Genomic DNA, 17,932 nt, shown 5'->3' with positions numbered 1-17,932 from the left:
CGATGGTCGCTGGCAGGTGTGGCAGCCCTGGCGGTCGCGGGTATCTGCGCGACACCGCTCTCGGCGGCATCGGGCCAATCCACGCCAACGCCACCGGGCAACTTCGCCCAACAGGCGAAGTCCGGCACCCGTGATCAAACCGCCGAAGAATTCCGGCAGGCACTCGGCGTGCCGTTGGAGGACGCCGGCGGAGGTTGGCATGCCACCTTGGTACAGGCTGCGGAAAACTTTCAATCCGCCTTGGCAGCCGGCGGGTTCACCGTCAATGCCATGAGAGTGGATTTCGCGAACAAGCGGGCCTTCGCCTACGTTGCCGGCCACTTGCCGGACACGGCCGCCACGGAAACCTACTCCCGGCCTGCTCATGATTTGGGCTACGACATCCTGGTGGTTCCCGTCTGGCGAACAGAGGCCGACGCCCTGAAACAGCAGGCCCGAATCGACCACGACCGTGACGCGCTGGCCAAAAGGGGGATCCGGATCGGCGTGACGGCGATCACCGTTGATGCCAATGTTCGGGTGGATGTTTACGACGGCACACCGGAGCAGGCCGACTACCTCGCCGCGACGTACGGACCGAAAGGGCTTCAAATCAACATTGGCGCCGTGCCCCATCCCGAGGAGGCTAGCGGGTAGCGAGCCCCAGGACGGCGTCGGCGGCAACCCTTCCCGACGCCGGCAAGGACGCGTTGTCCAGCACCCATTGGACGCGGGATTCCCGCGATTGGCTCCCGCCAACGGTAGCGTCCGTGAGGACGGCAACCATGGCGGCGGCAACGCTGCCGGCGTCGTAGGGGGTCGCGGTCCCCAGCCCGCCCTGCGCAACGATCGCGGCGCCGTCGCCCTGGCCGGCAAAGATCACCGGGGTCCCGCAACCGGCCGCGGCATAGATCTTGGTGGGCTTGGCAAAGTCGTAGCCCTGCTCGGGCTTGATGCTCACCAGGGCCCCGGCCGCGCCGCGGATCCAGGCCGCCGCCTCCGCCGGGGCCACCACGCCGCCAAAGTGCACGGCCCCGGGCGCCGCGGACGCCGCCAGCGCGCGCAGGTGGGCCTCGTCGGTGCCCTGGCCAAAGAAGCGAAGCTCCACCTCCGGGAATGCCGCACGGACCAGCGGCAGGGCCTGGATGAAGATGCCCGCCCCCTGCCACTCGCTCATGGTCCCGGTGTATACAAAGTACGGCCGCTCCCCCGCCATCGACGGGCCGTTCGGCGTGAAAACGCCGGTGTCCACGCCGTTCCCCACCACCCGGATGCGATCGGCCGGCACGCCGAACCTGGCCACCTGCAGGGCCACCGGCTCCGAGACCGCAATCACCGTCGCCGCCCGGCGCAGCACAAAGCCCTCCACGGCCCCCAGGACACGCTTGACGACGTCGGGGACGTCCATGGCGGACAGCGCCTCCGTCCAGACGTCGGCGGCGTAGTAGACGAACGGGCGGCCGCGCAGCAGCGAGGAGAGCGCCACGACGACTCCGGTGGTCGGCGGCGGTTCGGAGACGACGACGTCGGCCCGGGCCGCGAGCAGGCGGAAGAAGGCGGGGATGTCAAAGCTGAGGTACTGGACGTACCCGCGGACGTTGCCGCCGGCGTCGCGCAGCACCGGCCAGCGGCTGAGCCGGTAGGTGGGCTTGAAGGGCCGCGATCCCTTGGGCGCGGTGGTGGTGATGACCTCCACGTCCGCGCCGCGGGCCACGAGCCCGTCGACGAGGGCCTTCAAGCGGAAGGCCGCCGCCCCCACTTCCGGCGTGTACAACCGGGTGGCGACGACGACCTTCAGCGGTCCCGGCAATCCCACTAAGACGGAATCCTGACCGACTGTCCCGTGCGGGAGGATTCCAGCACGGCCTCGGCCACGACCAGCGTGTCCTGGCCCTCGACCATGGTCACGACGTCGTTGCGCAGCCCCAGCACGGCGTCCCGGAAGGCCTCATGCTCGGTGCGCAGCGGCTCGGGCTTGGCGATGGCCAGCCGGGTCATGTTGCCCTCGGAGACGCCGCGGAACGCCGCCATGGAGTCCCATTCGGTGGCCACGGTGCCGTTTTCATAAAAGGTGAGGTCGGCGGTGACGGTGTCCGCCACGAACGCGCCCTTTTCGCCGGTGACGATGGTCAGCCGTTCCTTCATCGGGGAGAGCCAGTTGACCAGGTGGTTGGTGATGACCCCGTTGGCCAATTTGCCGGTCGCGGCCACCATGTCCTCGTGCGGGCGGCCGCTGCGGGTGGTGGTTTGGGCGAAGATCGACTCAAACCGGCTCTGGGCCAGCCAGGCGGTCAGGTCGATGTCGTGCGTGCCGAGGTCCTTGACGACGCCGACGTCGGCGATCCGGGCCGGGAAGGGCCCCTGGCGGCGGGTGGCGATCTGGTAGACCTCGCCCAGTTCGCCGTCGGCAATCCGCTTGCGCAGCGACTGCAGCGCCGGGTTGAAGCGCTCGATGTGCCCGACGGCGCCCACCAGGCCCCGGGCCGCGAAGGCCTCCACGAGGCGCTGGCCGGCCGGGGCGCTGGCGGCGATCGGCTTTTCCACCAGGGTGTGGATGCCGGCCGCGGCCAGGGCCAGGCCGACTTCCTCGTGCATGCCGGTGGGCACGGCGGCCACGGCCATGTCGATGCCGGCCGCGATGAGCTCCTCGACGCTGCCCAGCACGGGCAGTTCCCTGGCCACGCCGTGGGGGTCGCCGTAGGCGTCGGCCACGGCGACCAGGTCCACGCCCTCCACCTCGCGGATGACGCGGGCGTGGTGGCGGCCCATCATGCCCAGGCCGATGAGTCCTACGCGCAGGTTAGCCACGATTAGGCACCCGCCTTGACCAGCTTGTTCACGGCGGTGACAATCCGTTCCAGGTCGTCCCGGGTCAGGGACGGGTGAACCGGCAGGGAGAGCACTTCCCTGGCGGCGATCTCCGTGTTGGGCAGCTCCGCGGGGCTGTTGAAGGACGGCAGCCGGTGGTTGGGCACCGGATAGTACACACCGGAGCCGATGTTGTATTCCGAGCGCAGGGCGGCGTGCAGTTCGTCGCGGCCTTCCGGGACGCGCACGGTGTACTGGTGGTAGACGTGCTCGGCGCCCTCGGCGACCTTCGGCGTGCCCACGCCTTCGAGGTTGGCGGTCAGGAACGCGGCGTTCTCCTGGCGCTGCTTCGTCCAGCCCAGCACCTTCGTCAGCTGGACCCGGCCAATGGCGGCGTGCAGGTCTGTCATGCGGTTGTTGAAGCCCACCAGCTCATTCTGGTACTGGGTCTCCATGCCCTGGTTGCGCAGCAGGCGCAGCTTGTGCTCGACGCCGGCGTCGGACGTCGAAACCATGCCGCCTTCCCCGGAGGTCATGTTCTTGGTGGGGTACAGGCTGAACATGGCGAACTTGCCAAAGGTGCCCACCCGCTTGCCGTTCAGTGCGGCGCCGTGGGCCTGGGCGGCGTCCTCGTACAGGTCGATGCCGTGCTTCTTGGCCAGCGCCGCGAACGCTTCCGCCGCGAAGGGGTGGCCGTAGAGGTGCACGGGCATGATGCCCTTGGTCTTGTCGGTGATCAGGGATTCCACGTGGGCGACGTCGAGCGTGTAGTGGTCCAGCTCGATGTCGGCAAAGACCGGGGTGGCGCCGGTGAGGGCCACGGAGTTGCCGGTGGCGGCGAAGGTGAAGGACGGGACGATGACCTCGTCGCCGGGGCCGACGCCGGAGGCCAGCAGGCCCAGGTGGAGGCCGGAGGTGCCGGAGTTCACGGCGACGCTGGCGCGGCCGTCCAGGAGCACGTGGGAGAACTCCGTCTCAAATTCGGCCACCTGCTTGCCCTGGGCCAACATGCCTGAGGCGAGTACGGCGTCGACCGCTGCGCGTTCCTCCTCACCGATGATCGGTCGGGCTGCGGGAATGAAATCGTGGCTCATGCGTGGTCCTCTGCCTCTTTCAGGGAAATTCCGTCTTCAACATATTTAGCACCGGTCTGCGGGCACACCCAAAAACCGCCGTCCTGTACCAGCGGGACCCCGGCCTTGCCGACCCAGCCCAGGCGGCGGGCGGGCACGCCGGCCATCAAGGCGAAGGCGGGCACATCCTTTGTCACCACGGCGCCGGCGGCGATGGTCGCCCACCGGCCAATGGTCAGCGGCGCGATGCACACGGCCCGGGCGCCCACGGAGGCGCCATCCTCGATGGTGACCCCGACCGGCGTCCAGTCGTGGGCGCTCTTGAGCGTGCCGTCCGGGCTGACGGAGCGGGGGTAGGTGTCGTTGGTCAGCACCACGGCCGGGCCGATGAAGACGCCCTTGCCCAGGACGGCCGGCTCGTAGACCAGCGCGTAATTCTGGAGCTTGGTGTTGTCGCCAATCCTCACGCCGGTGCCAACGTAGGCGCCGCGGCCCACGATGCAATTCTCGCCGAGGACGGCGTTTTCACGCACCTGGGCGAGGTGCCAGATCTTGGTGCCGTCGCCGAGGACGGCTTGTTCGGAAACATCGGCGCTGGGGGCAATACTGCTCATGCTGGTTCTCCTGATCGGGTTCGAGTCGGGCTGGGTGCGGGGGCCGCTAGGCCTTGCCAATGACGCGGTAGGTGACGCCGTTCCACTGCTCGGCGGAGCTGATCCGCCGGCCGTCGATGAACGCCTTCACGCCGGGCAGATCGGCCGGGCCCAGGGTGCGGTACTCGGCGTGGTCGGCCTGCACCACCGCCGCGTCCACGGGTTCGCCCAGATGGTAGGCGTCAAAGCCGAGCTTGTTCAGTTCGGCGTCGGTATACAGGGGGTCGTGCACGAGGGCGGTGCCGCCGCGGGTGGCGATGGCATCGACGGCGTCGAACACGCCGGAGAACGCCGTTTCCTTAACGCCGCCGCGGTAGGCGGCGCCGAGGACGACGACGCGCGCCCCGGCCAGGGGGCCATAGGCGCCTTCCAGGAGCCCGATGGTGTAGTCGGGCATGTCGGCGTTGGCGGCGCGGGCGGCGCGCACCACGGTCGCGTCGGGGTCGTTCCACAGGTATAGGCGCGGGTAGACGGGGATGCAATGGCCGCCGACGGCGATGCCGGGCTGGTGGATGTGGCTGAACGGCTGCGAGTTGGACGCCGCAATGACCTGGTAAATATCGATGCCGGTCTTGGCCGCGAACTTCGCGAACTGGTTGGCCAGGCCGATGTTGACGTCCCGGTACGTGGTCTCGGCCAGTTTGGCCAGCTCGGAGGCTTCCGCGGAGCCCAGGTCCCACACGCCGTTGGGGCGGTTGAGATCGGGCCGCGGGTCAAAGTCCAGGACGGATTCATAGAATTCCACGGCCTTGGCCGCGCCGGCCTCGGAGAGCCCGCCGACAAGCTTCGGGTATTTGCGCAGGTCCGCAAAGACCCGGCCGGTCAGCACGCGCTCGGGTGAGAAGACTAGGTGGAAATCCCTGCCCTCGACCAGCCCGGAGGCGGCCTCCAGCGCCGGCTTCCACCGCGTGCGGGTGGTTCCCACGGGAAGGGTGGTCTCGTAGGAGACCAGCGTCCCAGCCGTCAGATGCTTGCCGAGCTCGGCCGTGGCGGCGTCCATCCAGCCAAAGTCCGGCAAGGCGTCCGAGTCGACAAACAACGGCACCACCAGGACCACGGCGTCGGCGCCGGGGACCGCCTGGCCGTAGTCCGTCGTCGCACGCAGCTTGCCGGCCGGGACCAGCTCGGAAAGCTTCTCCTGCAGGTGCGCCTCGCCGGGGAAGGGCTCGGTGCCGGCATTGACCAGGTCTACGACGGCCTGGTTGACATCCACCCCGACGACGTCGTGACCCATGGAGGCGAATTGGACAGCCAGGGGCAGGCCGATCTTACCGAGTGCAATGACTGCAATCTTCACGTTTTAGTAGCCTTTTCTTTCGAGCTTGGTTGCCGGCAGCACGGCGCGTCTGCCGGAATCCTTGAAACCAGAATATCGGTCTTTGGTCCCGGGCCCCTGCACATCATGGTCCGGGACACATTTAGCGCAGGCTCATCGCCGCCTCCAGCGGGCGTTCGAGCGTCCTGGCGAAAGTGGCGGTGAGGTGATTGTCACGGAAAACCAGGACGTTGCCGACCACCGGCGGGCAGGCGCCGTCCCGGCACAGGTAGCCGTTGAGGTTGATGGCGTGGACTCCGGGGACACGACCGGCCGCCTGCCGCAGGGGATCGGGGGTTGGGGACCTTTCGCTCACCACGCACAGGTGCGACGACGGTCCGTGCGTTGCCACGCAATCGGGGACCGACACCTGCGGGTACGGGATGTCTTCAATGACGCTCACGGTGATGCCGGCGTCGCGCAGGGACTTGAACATGTGAACATAGCCGTCCACCAGGGCCGCGGTGTCCGGCCACCCCCATTTCAGCGATTTGCCATAGCCGTCGGGAGTCATGCCGGCCACAAATACCTCTTGCGGCCGCGAGGCGATGATCTTCGCCAACGTGACGGCGTTCTGGCTCGAGCAGTTGGTGTACGTCGTGGTGGCGCTGGCGGGCGGCGCGGTGGAGAACGGACAGCCGTTGCGGACCATGGCCTTAACCTTCCAGCCGGTGCGGGTCCCGATGGCGGCCAGCGGGTCGATGTACTGGGCGGCGTGCGAGTCACCGACCAGGACCATGGTCCTGGTGGCGGCCGGGTCCCCGTACCAGCACTTCGTCTCGGGGGTCGTGCGCGGGTCGTAGACGGCGCAACCGTCTTTGGTGGTCAGCGGGACGTCTTTGGTGGCGACGGCCGGATCGGGACGGATCGGCAGGCCGGCCGACACGGCGGCCGGTGCCTTCCGGTCAAAGGCCAGGGCGCCGGGATAGTCCGTCGTGACCACCGTCGCGAACTGGTTGGTCTTGGCCTGGACCACGGCCCACGGCCCGGCGGCCGCCAGGCAGCTCAACGCCACCAGGGCCCCGGCCAGGCCGTAGGCGGAACGGTTGCGCACCACGGGCCGGTAGCGCAGGCCGTTGTGGTGCCGGACGGGCGTGCCAAAGCGGAACCGCTGTTCAATGTGGTGGTAGGACAGGGAGGCCAGCGCCAGGCTGAGGGCGATGATTCCGGCGCCGCCGATGATCCCCGGCTCATGGCCTCGCAGCAGGATGTAAAAGACGATCACGGGCCAGTGCCACAAGTACAGCGAGTAGGAGATGTCGCCCAGATAGGTGACGGGGCGCCGGCTCAATTGGTGCGAGATCCCCCAGCGGTCCGGGGTGGGGCGGCTGGCGCCGGGCTGCCCCGGCTGGCCTGCGGCGATGATCAGGACGGTCCCCAGCACCGGCAGGAGCGCGATGAAGCCGGGAAATGCCATGGCCGTCTGAAAGGCCAGGGCACTGGCCATGACCATGGCGAAGCCCAGCCAGCCGCCGGCCGCGCGGACTGATCCGGGCATGCGCAGCCGCGGCAGCACGAGCGCGGCAATCCCGCCCAGGCCCAGCTCCCACATTCTGGTGGTGGTGGCGAAATAGGCGAGGTCGTGGTTCTGGCTCGAGAGGATGGCCGAGTGCACGAGCGATGCGGCGGACATTGCCACGAGAAACCACAGTCCGGCGGTCCCGGCGCTTTGGTGCAGCCGCCGTCCGCAGGCGACGGCCGCGAGCAGCAGCAGCGGGATGATGAGGTAAAACTGCTCCTCGACGGCCAGGGACCAGTAGTGCTGCAGGGGCGAGACAAGGGCGCCGGCGGATTCGTAGCTGGCCGAACCCAGGGCCTGGTTCCAGTTTTGCACCTGCAGGGCCGAGGCCACCACGTCCCGGCCCACCTCCTGCCACCGGCTTTGCGGCAAGAGGAGCACGGCCGCCGCCACGGTGGCCAGGAGCACGGCGGTTCCGGCGGGCAGCAGGCGCCGAATGCGGCGTGCATAGAAGGCCAGGAGCCTGATGTCACCGGTGCGCTCCACCCCGCGAACCAGCGAGCCAACGATCAGGAATCCGGAAATGACGAAGAAGATATCGACGCCGACAAACCCGCCGGTCAGCCGGCTCGGAAAGAGGTGGTAGAGGACCACCAGCCCCACCGCCAGGGTGCGCAGCCCCTGAATGTCGTAGCGAAGCGTGTGGCCGGGGGCCGGGCCGCTCACTCGCCGCGCAGTTTCGCCACGGCGTCGCGAATGGACCCGTCGAAGGTGATGTTGCCGTGCTCCAGGACGACGCCGCGGTCGCAGATGCGCGAGACCAGGTCCAGGTCGTGGCTGACGACCACCAGGGTGCGCCCGTCCGCGGCGAGCTCCTGGATCTTGGCGATGCACTTCTTTTGGAATGGCTCATCGCCCACCGCCAGGATTTCATCGACCAGGAAAACCTCCGGGTTGGTGTGTACCGCGACGGAGAACGCCAGGCGCAGGTACATGCCGGAGGAGTAGAACTTCACCTCGGTGTCGATGAACTGGCCGATTTCGGCAAAGTCCACGATCGAGTCAAAGCGGTCGTTGATCTGCTCCTCGGTCATGCCCAGGATGGCGCCGTTGAGGTAGACGTTGTCCCGGCCGGAGAGGTCGTGATGGAAGCCGGCCCCGACCTCGATCAGCCCGGCGACGCGGCCGCGGGTGCGCACCGTGCCCGTGTCCGGGATCATTACCCCGGAAATGTGCTTGAGCAGCGTCGACTTTCCGGACCCGTTCAGGCCCAGCAGCGCCACCGTCTCGCCCTTTTTGACGACCAGGTCCACGTCTTTGAGGGCGTGGAACTTTTCGGCCAGGTCACCCTTGCGGCCCTTGATGAGCCACACAAACGCTTCCTTCAGCGACCGGGTGTGGCGCAGCACGAACTGCTTGCTGATGCCCGTGACTTCGATTGCGGTGGTCATTTTAGAGCTCCTGGGCAAAACGGCCCTCGAGCCGTCGGAAGGTCATCTGCCCCCAGAGCAGGATGCCGGCGGAGACCAGCAGGCCCACCGGAATCCACAGGGACAACAGGTGGGGCGGGATCTCGGCGCCGCCGTCCGTCGTCGGAAGCCAAAAGGCAAAGTGGAAGGTTTCCACGGCGATGGTGATCGGGTTGACCTGGTAGATCGCATACCAGCCCTCTCCCAGCTTGTGGGCGACCATGGTCCAGGAGTACATGACGGGGGACGCCCACGTGGCGATCATCAACAGCATGTCCACGAAGTTTTCCGAATCCCGGAAGTAGACATTGGCGGCGCCAAAGAGCAGGCCCAGGCCGGTGGCCAGCAGTGCCACGATGACGAAGCCGGCGGCGGCGGCCAGCAGCTGGATCAGGGATGGGCGCCAGCCGGTGAACAGGCAGGCCGTCACCAGGATGACCAGTTGCGGAAAGAAGTGCACGGCCGACACCCAGACGGAGGCGACCGGGAACAGCTGCCGGGGCAGGTAGATCTTCTTGATCAGCCCGCCGTTGCTCACGATGGACCGGGAGGCGTTGCCCAGGGCCTCGGAGAAGAAGTTGATGAGGATGATGCCGGAGAACAGGTAGATGGCGTAGTTGGGCAGGCCGCCCTTGTTGGTGGGGCTTTGTTCCAGGCCGAGGAACACGCCCAGGGCCACGTAGAACACGACGAACTGTACGCCGGGTTTCACATACGACCACAGCAGCCCCAGCACGGAGCCGCGGTAGCGCACCTTCAGTTCCTTGCGAACCAGCAATTTGAGCAGGAACCGGGCGCGCACCACGTCCGCGAGCCCCCCTCCGACCCCCGGCCGGACGAGCTCGTCATTCGATTGGCTCATGGAGGTCAGTTCTCGCTTTTTTCGCTGTGGGCAGCGAACGTCGTCTCCCACGATCCAATGGAGGTGATCTCGGCCAAGGCGGCCTTGTACTGCTTGCTGAGCTTGGGCCAGTCGCGCAGCAGCTGGGCGTGCAGGCGGGCGCTCTCGGCCAGCATTTCACGCAGCTGCTTGGGGTCGCGCTTGTACCAGGACGCACCGGTGCCCTCGGCGTTGGAGACGACGGCGGAATCGTACTGGGACATCCGCCACCACCGGTTGTCGATGTGGGCAATATTCGCCTGCGGGCGTTCCAGGCTGGAGGCCGAGACCGGCTGGGTCAGCTGGCGGGCGACGGTCCTGGCGGCCCACGGAATCAGGGTCAGCGGGGACGGCGGGCGGACGCCGTGGCCGTGCTTGGGCGGCTTGTCCATCTTCGGCGCCGGGTAGGAGTCCGGGTCGGACTCGAACGTCGAATCCGAGTAGCCGTTCATCATGGCCCGAATTTCCGGCAGCTTGCCGGGCAGCAGGCTGTGCAGCTGCCCCGGCCCGGCCAGCAGGTCCTTCAGGGCCATGTTGCGACCGCGCGCGGTGGCGTACTGCATGGACACAAGGTGCTTGATGTCGTAGTAGTGGGACTCGCGCACCACCTTGCCGCCGTACTCGTACGGGCTGTGCAGCAGGGCGGCGATGAAGCGGTTGCGGGCGTGGAAGTAGGCCTGCCAGCCGACGAGGTCGTCCTTGTCGACCCAGGACACGTGCCACACGGCGGCGCCGGGCAGGGAGACGGTCGGGAAGCCGTGCTGGCGGGCCCGGAGTCCGTATTCGGCGTCGTCCCATTTGATGAAGATGGGCAGCGCCAGGCCCACCGCGCGGATCACCCGGGTCGGGATCATGCACATCCACCAGCCGTTGTAGTCCACGTCGCAGCGGCGGTGGAGCCAATCGGTTTGGCGCAGGTTGGAGCCAAGGAAGTCGTGGCCGAGGGTCATGTCCGCGCTGGGCAGGTCCGGCTGGAAGCGGTACGGGTTGACGATCTCGCCAAAGGTGTGCAGGACGGTGCGGTTGTACAGGTCGAACATGTGGCCGCCGACAATGGTGGGCGTCTTGCACAGATCGGAAAACGTCAGCAGCCGGATGATGCTCTCGGGCTCCACCACGATGTCGTCGTCCATGAGCAGCGCATAGTCGCTGCCGTTTTGGACGGCCTCGTACATGCCGCGGGAAAATCCGCCCGAGCCGCCCAGGTTGTCCTGGTTGATGATGCGCAGCTTGCCGGCCAGCGCGGCCGCCACCTCGTCAAAGCCCTCGGCGTCGGCGACCTTCTGCGTGCCCTGGTCAACCAGGATCAGCTCCCTGACCTGGGCCAGCGCCTCGGGGTTCTCCGAGAGCAGGCGCAGGTTGTTGATGCAAAAGTCGGTCTTGTTCAAGGTGGTGATTTCCAGGGTCACCGAGCCCGGCGTCCGGGCCTCGCCCTCGCTCTGCCATTCGGCGGCCTCCAGCACCAGCGGCTTGGAGCCGGCCACCAGGTCAAACCAGTACCAGCCGCCGTCGCCAAACGGCTGCAGGCTCAGGTCAAAAGTGCTGGTGACGTCGCCGTCCACGTGGACCGAGTCAACGCGCTGCAGCGAGCCGCGGGAGTTGGACTTGTAGACGATGACCGAGCCGATGCCGGCGGTCCTCACGGACAGGCGAATGTTATCGACCGTGGTCCACCGGCGCCAGTAGCTGGCCGGGAAGGCGTTGAAGTAGGTGCCGAAGGAGACCCGCTCGCCGGAGCGCACCGACGTCGAAAAACGGGATAGGAAGTCCTCGACATGGACCTCCTTGCTGGGGGCGCTGACGGTGCGGACCTTTTTCTTCTCCCGCCCCGGGGTGCCGGTGGTGGGCAGTTGGACGCCGGTGGCGCTGCCGGTGTCCAGGTAGAGCGGGACGGTGTCCATCTGGCTCTGGCTGGGCAGGATCACCCGCTGGAGGGTGCGCCAGTTGCGGGCGTCCTGTGCCGCCGTCGGCCGTTTAGTCTTTGTCGCCACGCTCACGCGTCAACTCCTCCGCTTTGCAGCTTTGCCCCGCCCGTAAAGTGCGGTTTGATCTTGTTCTCGAACATGCTCAACGCGGACCCGATGGCCATGTGCATGTCCAGGTACTTGTAGGTGCCCAGGCGTCCGCCAAACAGCACGTCCGACTCGCCGTTGGCCAGGTCGCGGTAGGCCAGCAGCTTGGCGCGGTCCTCGGCGGTGTTCACCGGGTAGTACGGTTCGTCGCCCTTTTCGGCAAAGCGCGAGAACTCACGCATGATCACCGTGGCGTCCTTCGTGTAGTCGCGCTCCGGGTGGAAGTGGCGGAACTCGTGGATGCGCGTGTACTTCTGCTCTTCATCCGGATAGTTCATGACGGCACAGCCCTGGAAGTCCTCGATGGGCAGGACCTCTTCCTCAAGGTCGATCGTACGCCAGGACAGATCACCCTCCGCATAGTCAAAGTAGCGGTCCACCGGGCCGGTGTAGATGACCGGCACCTGGCCGAGCACGGACGCGCGGCCGAACTCGCCGTCGTCGAAAAAGTCCGTGTTCAGCACGACGTCGATGTTCGGGTGGTCCGCCATCCGCTCAATCCAGGCGGTGTAGCCGTCAACGGGCAGGCCCTCATGGGCGTCGTTGAAGTAGCGGTTGTCGTAGGTGTAGCGCACGGGCAGGCGGGAGATGATCGACGCCGGCAGGTTCTTGGGGTCCGTCTGCCACTGCTTGCCGGTGTAGTGCTTGATGAACGCCTCGTACAGCGGCCGGCCAATGAGCGAGATGCCCTTGTCGTTCAAGTTCGCCGGATCGGTGCCGGCCAGTTCCCCGGCCTGCTCTTGGATGAGCGCGCGGGCCTCGCCCGGTCCCATGGAGGCGCGGAAGAACTGGTTGATGGTGCCCAGGTTGATGGGCATCTGGTAGACCTCGCCCTTGTGAGATGTGTACACCTTGTGCTGGTAGTTGGTGAACCGGGTAAACCGGTTCACGTACTCCCACACGCGTTCGTTGGAGGTGTGGAAGAGGTGCGCGCCGTAGCGGTGGACCTCGATGCCGGTCTGGGCTTCGTTCTCGCTGTATGCGTTGCCGCCGATGTGATGGCGGCGGTCCAGGACGGCCACCTTCAAGCCCAGCTCGGTGGCGGCCCGTTCTGCAATGGTCAGGCCAAAGAAACCCGAACCGACGACGACTAGGTCAGCGTTCACAAACTCTCCTGTATTCCTACTGTAGCGGTTTACGGGCACCGCAATGCCTTCGTCTACTGTCCTAGGTTACCTGACCGTTATCCAAGGATTGCCTGCACCGGCTATGAGCCAAACCACGTTTTCGGCGTTTTCGCGCCTTTGTGTCCTCCACACGGTCCCCTCCCCGGGGGCCTGTTCACAAGGGTCGACGCCGGCCCTTCCGTTCGCGTGCGACCCGCCTACGCTCGGGGAAGGCGGGAAGAAAGTGGGTGTGCGATGCGGCTGGAAATCACGGTGGTGGCCGCCCCGGGTGCGGTGGTCATGCAGCCCGTGGAACTGTCCGTCGAGCTGGCCGTGGAGTCGGCCGCCGGGCCGGCCGCCGACGGGGAGCCCGTCGGATTCGGCGGGCAGGAAACCACGGGATTTGCCCTTCGGCGCGCCCTGGGAGACCGCTGGCCGGGCGCGGCATTCACGGTCGCCGGCCGTCCCCTGGCGGAGTTGCATGCGGGCCGGCGACCCCTTGTCGACGGGGCCGTCGTCGTCGTGCACGGGCCGGGCGGGTCCGGGGCGGCGATCGCCGGGGCCGCCGGCCCGCCCGCCCTGGCCCTGCTGACGGTTCTCTCCGGTCCGGGTTCCGGGGAGGTCTTCCCGCTGCATCGGGGCGTCTACCGCCTCGGGCGCGGGAGCGGTGAGATCCGCATCACCGATCCCGCCCTGTCCCGCCATCACGGCACGCTGACGGTCGGCGACCACGACATGACCTTGGCCACGGCGGCCGGTTCCAGCGGTTTCCTCCTGCACCGTAACTGGGCAGAAACACCGGACGAAACCGGGACGCCGGTGCGCGGCAGTGCGAAGATTCACATCGGCGACGTGGTGCGCGCCGGGATGACCGGCTTTGCCGTCATCCTGAATTCGCCCGAGCGGCCCGGCGACCCGGAGCAAGACTGGGCGCGGCTGTTGGATCCGGCGGTCCTGGAACCGATCTCGGTGCGGCGGGCGGCTGCGCCGGCGCACGGTCGATGGCTCGCGGCCGCCGCCGGCCTCCTTCCGCTGGCGGCCGGCGTCCTCTTTGCGGTGCTGACGGGTTCGTGGATGTTTGTGGCGTTGGCGGCCATGGGCGCCGTCACCGTCCTCGTGCCGTTGCTTGGCGGCACCGGCCGGCGGGCCGACGCGAAGGCCGTCATCGCGGCCGCGGCGCGCCTGGACGCAGCGCGACGACTGGCGGCGTTCCCGGGTGCGGATGTGCTGTTGCGGTTGGCGCACAGCCACCGATGGGCGGCGGGTGCGGCCTCCCGCGATTTTCCCGCGGCTCCACCGCCCGCGGGGGCGGCGGTGGTCGTGCCGCCGGAAGCGTCCGGGCGGGAAATGGTCCTGCGCGTGGGCACGGGCCGGCATCCCGCCTCAGTCCGGGTCGCGCCGGACGACCCCCGCTTCGTGCCGCCGCTCCTGGCGGCATCGCCGATTGCGGTGCCCATCACGGCCGCCGGACTGGCCGTCACCGGTCCGGACGCGCCGCTTCGCTCGCTGCTGAACTTCATCTTGATGCAATTGGATGCCGCGGGCATTCCGGCCGTCCTCCTGGGACCACCCGGCAAGCTGCCCTTGTCGGCACGATTCCTGCCGTCCACCGTGCTGGCCGCATCGGCGGCCGCCGCCGTGTCGGGCGTCCGGGCGTTCACACCGGCATATAACGGCGCCATTCCGGGGCTGCCCGCCGCGCTGTCCGGCGACGGCGGGCCGCCTCCCCCTGCGCCGCGCTGCGTCCTGTTGTGTCTTGGCCTGCCGCCGGACCCCGTGGTCGCGGCGTGCCCGGGCCTGCGGCACATCCTCTTCGGCACCGGTTCCGGCAGCTGCGCCGGGCCCCGGCTGGCCCTGCGCCCCGACGGCAATGTCACCCTCGGAAGTCTGGAGGGGCAGGAATTTATCCCCGACGGCGTTCCGGCGGTCCTGTTCGACCGGTACGCCCGAGCCCGTGGTCGGGGCGGTGCGACCGCGACCGGGTCGCTGGAACTCAGCCTGGTTCCCGCGCGGTCGCTGGCCTCCTCGGCAGCGGTGCGGGACATGTGGCGCTCCACGGCCGGCCACTGCCTGGGGCCCGTGCGCATCGGGCAGTCGGCCGCCGGGGAGGAGCTTTTCGACTTCTCCCGCGACGGACCGCACCTGCTGGTGGCCGGCACCACGGGCTCCGGCAAGTCCGAACTGCTGCGTACCCTGGTGGGCAGCCTGGCGGCAACCCACTCCCCCGCCTGCCTGCAATTTGTGTTCATCGACTTCAAGGGCGGCGCCGGCCTGGGTGCGTTGGGGAAATTTCCCCACACCTCGTCCCTGGTGACGGACCTCGCCGGCCACGACATGGACCGGACCCTGGCGTCCCTGCGGGCCGAGATCCGTCGCCGGGAAGCCCTGCTCGGCACTGTCGCGGCGGCCGACGCCGGCGCCTACCGGGCATCCGTTCCCGCAACCGACGCCCGCACGGCCATGGCCCACCTCCTGGTGGTGGTTGACGAGTTCCGCATCCTGGTGGACCAGTACCCGGAGGCCATGGCGGAACTGATGCGGATTGCCGCCGTGGGCCGGTCCCTGGGCATTCACCTGGTTCTGGCCACCCAGCGGCCACAAGGAGCCGTCAACGCGGACATCCGGGCGAACGTGACCAGTTCCATCTGCCTGCGCGTGCAGTCCGCCGCGGACTCCCGGGACGTCATCGGCTCCCCGGCGGCCGCCGGCATCGATGTGGGCACCCCCGGGCGGGCATTCATCAGCCGGGCCGGCACCGTGCCCACGGAGTTTCAGTGCGCCACTTTGGGGCTGCCGGCGGAGCCTCAAACACTGCGCGTGCTCGCCGTCCCGGCTCTGGAGGCCCTGGTCCGGGACGCGGATCCCTGCGGCGCCGGTCCGCGCCCCGGCCGCCCGGCGGCTGCCGAGCCGGCCGGCGGGGCTGAGGCCGTGGCGGCACTGCTGACGTCCGCATGGGCGACTCCCACACCCACAGGCCTCGTGCCGGAGCCGGCCCGGGCCGTCGTGGCCCCCGGTCTTCCGCCGTCACTGGACTGCGGGGTCCTGGCCGCCGCCCAATCAGCGCGGTCCGATGGCGCGGACACTGCTGCAATTGTCCTGGGCCTGGTGGATGTACCGGAGCTGCAGCTTCTCAAGCCCCTGTGCTGGTCCCCGTCCGCCCATTCGCACCTGGCCTTTATCGGGTCGCGCTCCGGCGGCTCTTCGGCTGCCGTCGCATTGGTGATGGCCCAGCTGACCGCCGTAAACGCCCTCGCCGTGCAGCCGGTGCCGGAGGCCGTGGTGCATCACCTCTATGTGCTCGATGGTGACGGCTCGCTGGCGGGATTCTCCGGCGGTCCATGGGTGGGCGCTCACGTCACCCCGCTGGAGCTACGCACCGCGGCCCGGTTGCTCCAGCGGCTTTCGGATCTGTCCCCGACGCTTGGGGCCTCGGCGGTCGTTTGCATCACCGACTGGGGCCGCTGGGTGGCGGCGTTTCGGTCCAGTCCCTGGCCCTGGGCCGAGGATGCGGTCACCGAACTCATCCGGCATGGCGGCACCAGGATTGTGGTGGTCATCAGCGGCGAGCGCGAGCTGCTGACCGCGCCCTTCATGACAGCACTGTCCAACCGGGTCTTCCTGCCCCATAGCGCCAGCCCGGAATTCCGGCTCCTGTGGCCGCGGTTACCGAAAGTGGAGGCCGGACCGGGCCGGGGGGCGGTCCTGGGCCCCATTAACGCGGCAGCGTCCCAGGGGCAGGCCGACGACGCGCACGTCGTCCAGCTTGGCACGGCACCGGCGGCACCGGCCGCCCCGTCGGCACCGCCCCTGGCCGCCTCGCCCGGGGCCGGGGTGCGCCATCCCTTGGTCGTGACCGGGATCCCGGAGGAATTGTCCCTGGCCCGGGCGCTGACCCTGGCCCGGAGCGCTGCAGCCGGCCCGTCGTTCGACCCGGCCGGCCTGGGGTACGGGCCGCCGGGCGAATCCGTGCTCACGCGGATTGGCGGGCCGGTACGGATCATCGTGGGGATCGGCGGGGACGGCGCGGACCCCGTGACGGTCTCCGTGCCGGCGGGTACATTCCTGCCGGTCGTGGGCGGCCCGCACTCCGGGCGCTCGACCTTCATCGCGGCGGTGCGGACCCTCAACGAGTCCATGCTCCCGGCACCGGGCGCCGCCCCGCCCCTACAGAATCCCGGGGCAGGCGTACCCGTGTTGTGGATGGACGATGTGGCCGCCATGTCCGCGGCGGATGTGGCCACGTTATCGGCCGCCTTGGCCGGTGGTGCGGTGGTGATTGGCTCGCTGCCCAACCATCTGCCGTCGCTGGCCCGCCTGCCTGCCGGCTGGGGAGTGCGGACCGCCGATCAAGCCATCGTGCTCCTGCCGCGCAGGCCGGCCGACGGTGAAATGTTTGGCGTCCGCCTGGACACCACCGGCTCGGAACCGATTGGCCGCGGCGTCCTGATCGATCGGGGCCACCGCGACTGGTTTCAGTTTCCAGCCCTTACAGGACCGGGTGCTCGCCGCCGGTCCGCTGGGAAAACGCCACCACTTTCGGGGTGAACAGGTAGTAAACGGCCAGCACGGGCGGCAGCAAAAGCGCCAGTCCGGCCGGCACGGCCCCGCTCACCAAGGCCGGCACCGCCACCGCCACCATCAACAACTGCCACACAAACGCCGCGGAGCGCGTCCATCGCATTCCCTTGTAGGCGTTGACGGCGACGGCACCCAGCCCGGCCGCCAGCCCGAGCAGCAGCACGGCCAAAAACAGTGCGCTGCCGATGGATCTCACCTCGTGGGCGGCCAGCCCGGCAACGGAGTAGATGGCGGCGGCGAGCACGGCCAGGGCCTCGAGTCCCACCACCGCGGCAATCACGGTGACTCCGACGGGGCGGGCGGGCAGGGGGCTGTTGGGTTCCGGCACCGTGGCCGGGTTCTCGGGGGGTCTTGACACAAGTGCACCCTACCGGAGATAGTCAGGAAACGGCCAAAGGGTGCGGGATTGATTGTGACGCATCGCTCACGGCTGGGCAGCAAATTATCGCCTGCACCCCCTTGTTTACACAGAGTTAACATGACACGCTTAACTCAATGACCTAAAGGGGCCGGTGGAGGCCCTTTTCTTATGTGGCCAAA

Annotated in this window: 13 protein-coding genes; 2 read left to right on the top strand and 11 right to left on the bottom strand. The window is 68.3% G+C overall.

Translation table 11 applies throughout. The annotated features are described in order from the left end of the window. Window positions 1-18: 18 nt before the first annotated feature. Entirely contained in the window at window positions 19-636 is a 618-nt protein-coding gene (locus AB4Y80_RS10175; RefSeq protein WP_442213985.1) for a hypothetical protein, read from the top strand. Here AB4Y80_RS10175 and AB4Y80_RS10170 read toward each other — a convergent pair. From AB4Y80_RS10170 to glf, 10 genes are all read right to left on the bottom strand, one after another. Beyond that, on the bottom strand, window positions 626-1,795 hold the full coding sequence (locus tag AB4Y80_RS10170; protein ID WP_442213984.1) for a glycosyltransferase family 4 protein: 1,170 nt from the start codon (window positions 1,793-1,795) through the stop codon (window positions 626-628). The two genes, AB4Y80_RS10175 and AB4Y80_RS10170, sit on opposite strands and share 11 nt — an antisense overlap. Next, window positions 1,795-2,787: a Gfo/Idh/MocA family protein gene (locus tag AB4Y80_RS10165; protein WP_442213982.1), complete on the bottom strand. Its 993-nt coding sequence runs from the start codon at window positions 2,785-2,787 to the stop codon at window positions 1,795-1,797. The genes AB4Y80_RS10170 and AB4Y80_RS10165 overlap by 1 nt, the downstream gene beginning before the upstream one ends. Window positions 2,788-2,789: 2 nt before the next feature. Then, on the bottom strand, window positions 2,790-3,881 hold the full coding sequence (locus tag AB4Y80_RS10160) for a DegT/DnrJ/EryC1/StrS family aminotransferase (RefSeq protein WP_442213980.1): 1,092 nt from the start codon (window positions 3,879-3,881) through the stop codon (window positions 2,790-2,792). Then, the gene (locus tag AB4Y80_RS10155; protein ID WP_442213979.1) at window positions 3,878-4,474 is read right to left on the bottom strand and encodes an acyltransferase; all 597 of its coding nucleotides are present in this window, start codon (window positions 4,472-4,474) and stop codon (window positions 3,878-3,880) included. The genes AB4Y80_RS10160 and AB4Y80_RS10155 overlap by 4 nt, the downstream gene beginning before the upstream one ends. Window positions 4,475-4,520: 46 nt before the next feature. Further along, a complete protein-coding gene (locus tag AB4Y80_RS10150; protein WP_442213977.1) occupies window positions 4,521-5,810 on the bottom strand; it encodes a nucleotide sugar dehydrogenase in 1,290 nt (429 codons plus the stop codon). A 121-nt stretch (window positions 5,811-5,931) separates the two neighbouring features. Continuing rightward, the gene (locus tag AB4Y80_RS10145; RefSeq protein WP_442213976.1) at window positions 5,932-8,013 is read right to left on the bottom strand and encodes an acyltransferase family protein; all 2,082 of its coding nucleotides are present in this window, start codon (window positions 8,011-8,013) and stop codon (window positions 5,932-5,934) included. Next, the gene (locus AB4Y80_RS10140; protein ID WP_442213975.1) at window positions 8,010-8,738 is read right to left on the bottom strand and encodes an ABC transporter ATP-binding protein; all 729 of its coding nucleotides are present in this window, start codon (window positions 8,736-8,738) and stop codon (window positions 8,010-8,012) included. The genes AB4Y80_RS10145 and AB4Y80_RS10140 overlap by 4 nt, the downstream gene beginning before the upstream one ends. A 1-nt stretch (window position 8,739) precedes the next feature. Further along, on the bottom strand, window positions 8,740-9,618 hold the full coding sequence (locus tag AB4Y80_RS10135; RefSeq protein ID WP_442213974.1) for an ABC transporter permease: 879 nt from the start codon (window positions 9,616-9,618) through the stop codon (window positions 8,740-8,742). Window positions 9,619-9,623: 5 nt separating this feature from the next. Beyond that, window positions 9,624-11,633, bottom strand: a complete 2,010-nt coding sequence (locus AB4Y80_RS10130) for a glycosyltransferase (RefSeq protein WP_442213973.1) — start codon at window positions 11,631-11,633, stop codon at window positions 9,624-9,626. After that, window positions 11,630-12,853 carry a UDP-galactopyranose mutase gene (gene glf / locus AB4Y80_RS10125; RefSeq protein WP_442213972.1) on the bottom strand — a complete coding sequence of 408 codons (1,224 nt, stop codon included), beginning with the start codon at window positions 12,851-12,853 and terminating at the stop codon, window positions 11,630-11,632. Before glf ends, AB4Y80_RS10130 begins: the two co-directional genes overlap by 4 nt. Before the next feature lie 216 nt (window positions 12,854-13,069). Here glf and AB4Y80_RS10120 point away from each other — a divergent pair, with 216 nt between their 5' ends. Then, entirely contained in the window at window positions 13,070-17,359 is a 4,290-nt protein-coding gene (locus AB4Y80_RS10120; protein ID WP_442213971.1) for an FtsK/SpoIIIE domain-containing protein, read from the top strand. Here the strand turns inward: AB4Y80_RS10120 and AB4Y80_RS10115 are convergent. Then, the gene (locus AB4Y80_RS10115; protein ID WP_442213970.1) at window positions 17,301-17,750 is read right to left on the bottom strand and encodes a hypothetical protein; all 450 of its coding nucleotides are present in this window, start codon (window positions 17,748-17,750) and stop codon (window positions 17,301-17,303) included. The two genes, AB4Y80_RS10120 and AB4Y80_RS10115, sit on opposite strands and share 59 nt — an antisense overlap. Between the last annotated feature and the right edge of the window lie 182 nt (window positions 17,751-17,932).

It is taken from the genome of Specibacter sp. RAF43, from assembly GCF_052114065.1.
Lineage (GTDB): Bacteria > Actinomycetota > Actinomycetes > Actinomycetales > Micrococcaceae > Specibacter.
The sequence above is the reverse complement of the archived record's forward strand: the minus strand, read 5'-3'. Positions and strand labels throughout refer to the sequence as shown.